The 2552-nt window shown below is 63.8% G+C and carries 2 protein-coding genes; both read right to left on the bottom strand.

Going from position 1 to position 2552, the window contains the following annotated elements:
* Positions 1-43: 43 nt before the first annotated feature.
* Positions 44-1630, bottom strand: coding sequence for an AAA-like domain-containing protein (locus ACLFQI_RS13350; protein ID WP_410760060.1), 1587 nt, complete (start codon positions 1628-1630; stop codon positions 44-46).
* 115 nt (positions 1631-1745) lie between these two features.
* Positions 1746-2552, bottom strand: an 807-nt coding sequence (locus ACLFQI_RS13345) for a U32 family peptidase (protein ID WP_410760058.1), incomplete at its 5' end; no start/stop codon positions are given.

Genomic DNA, 2552 nt, shown 5'->3' with positions numbered 1-2552 from the left:
TCCGGGATGTCGATGCAGTAGAAGCGGACCTTGACCTAGCGTTCTACATCCCCCAGACCCGAATCACCCGCCCGCGCAGGGTCTCATCGCGCTGAAACAGCTTCTCTGCCCAGGGTCGCTTGTGGCGGTCGAAGATCACCAGATGGGCCTCGTCTGCGCTGCTTTTGTCGGCATAGGCCCAAGTCTGCTCCAGGCCTTGGGCTAGGGTCTTCTCCAAGCTCTTGTGTAGCAGCTTCAGTTCCAGTACTGCAGTGTGCTGTTGGTTTTCACCATAGGGCCAGCGTAGCAGCAGATCGGTGCGCAGCCGCCCCAGGCCATACTCGCGCTCGATGCGCCCGCCGCCGTTGACGATGCGTTGCAGGAAGGCCTGCAGCAGCAATTGCGGGCCGGCCTCCTTGTAGGCGAAGCGCTCGATCCAGTGCTCGGAATGCTCGCGGAAGAAGATCTGGAAGGCCGCAAGCAGTTTGCTCAGATCGAGCCGACCGTCAGGCAGGATGTACCAGGTCGGCTGCTGGCTGATGGTCAGACTGGTGGTGTCGATCAGCGTGCGCGGGATGATCTCGCGGTAGATCGGATTGGCGATGGCGAGCTGCCCGGTCATCCGGATCAGGCCTAGGTCGTGAACATACTGCACATCGTCGAACGGCAGATGCTCGGGCTCGTCCTCGCTGGCGAGCAGCGGTGCGATAACGCGCCGCACGCGCGGCTCCTGGAGCTTGTCGGTGAGTTGATCGAGATGGGTGTCGCGGCGCTGGATCAGGGTCTCGGCGGCCTCGTCGATGGCCTCGGCGTCGATGCTGATGGAGCGATCACGCAGGTCTTTGCGGCGGAAGCTGACCTGATAGCCGATCGCGTTGACCAGCCAGGGCTGACCTTGGGTCCAGTGCCAGGCGCGCTCGAGCGCCTCGGCGGTGAAGGGCTGGCCGGTCTCGTCGGTGTGCTGCTGAAAGAGGCTGTGGACATCGGCCTCGCTGAAGTCGCCCATGCGGATCGACTCGGCCTTGATGTTGAAGGCGCTGCCGCCTGTGATGATCTCTTTGGAACGGGCTGAATGAATGCGGTAGTCACGCACGTCGCGCACGCCGCAGAGGATGACGGTTTGCGGGAAGTTGGCGGGGCGCTTGGGATAGCCGGAGCGCAGTTGGCGCAGGATCGTGATCAGGGTATCGCCGATCAGACTATCGATCTCGTCGATCAGCAGCACTAACGGCTGCTCGCTGTGCTGCGCCCAGCGACTGAGCAGCTCAGCGTAGGCTTCATAAGGGCCGGCCTCGGCCAGCACCGCAGACCAGTGCTGACTGGGGAAGGAGTCGTCGGCCAGCTGTCGCGCCCAAGTGGCGAGACTGTTGAGCATCGCTTGCATGGCTGCCGGTACGTCCTCGCGCGCGGCTTGGGCCGCCTCGACGTTGGTATAGACGCAGCGGTAACGTCCCTGGGCGTTCAGGTAGTGCATCAAGGCCAGCAGCGACGAGGTCTTGCCGGTCTGACGCGGTGCATGGAGGACAAAGTAGCGTTGCTGAGCGATCAGCTCTTCCAGATCCTGCAGATCGATGCGCGCCAAGGGGTCCAGGCAATAATGCTCGGCGCAGTCAATAGGGCCGGCGGTGTTGAAGAAGCGTGCTTTGCTCATCGTGCATCGCCAGTTGCTCATCAGGAGCGATCCCCCGTGCTGGACGGGATGCTCGGTGGAGACCGATTAACTGCTCTCAAATCTGCGGACCTTGCCGGACCTGCTCGCCTGCTGGTCAGGCAGCCGTCGCCGCCATCCCGGCCTCGCCGTGCCAGTAGCCATCGCAAGGACCGACCGGCATCAGCGTATTGAGCTGAGCGCTGGCCTCGGCGGAGTCGAGCGTATCGCTGAGCGCTTGGTAGAACATCTCGATCACCTGGTCCATCCGCTGCGATTGCGGGCTGATGCGCAGGATATCGACGCCAAGCGCACGCATCGCCGGCAGTTCGGCGAGCAGGTTGACCGTGTGCGCGGACTGGGTCTGGATGCCATTGAGCACCAGGAAGGCCTGATCGTCCTGGGTGTTGACGACGAGGCCATCCGGGTAGTCGAGGCAGACGTCGCGACAGTCGTCCTTGGGCAGATCCTTGTGCCGGGCGGTGAAACAGCGTGCCGAGTAGGCCAGCGGCAGCCGACCATAGGCCATGACCTCGGTCTCGACGCCAGCAGGCTTGGCACGCTGCATCTGCTCAAGGGTCTCGCGGGTCAGCTCGACCGGCAGCGTCCAACGCTTGAGCCCCTGCTTGGCGAGCACGCCGAGGGTGCGATCGTTGTAGCAGTTAACGCTGGGGCCGATCGCGAACGGGCGGCCGGCGAGCAGATGCACGGCGCCCATGTCGTTGGCCTCGACCATGAACCGATCCTGCTCGCAGATCGCGCGCAGGCGCTTGAGTTCGGATTCAGCCTCGAGCAGGGTCAGGGTCGAGAGCACCACCTCCTTGCCATGCTCGGCGAGGCGCTCGGCGAGCGCGAGCCAGTCCTCGTAGCGGACCTGGTTGCGCTTCGAGCAGATGGTCTCGCCGAGATAGACGATGTCGACCGG

It is taken from the genome of Halochromatium sp. (assembly GCF_046541315.1).
GTDB lineage: Bacteria > Pseudomonadota > Gammaproteobacteria > Chromatiales > Chromatiaceae > Lamprobacter.
This window is presented reverse-complemented; position numbering and strand designations above follow the sequence as displayed.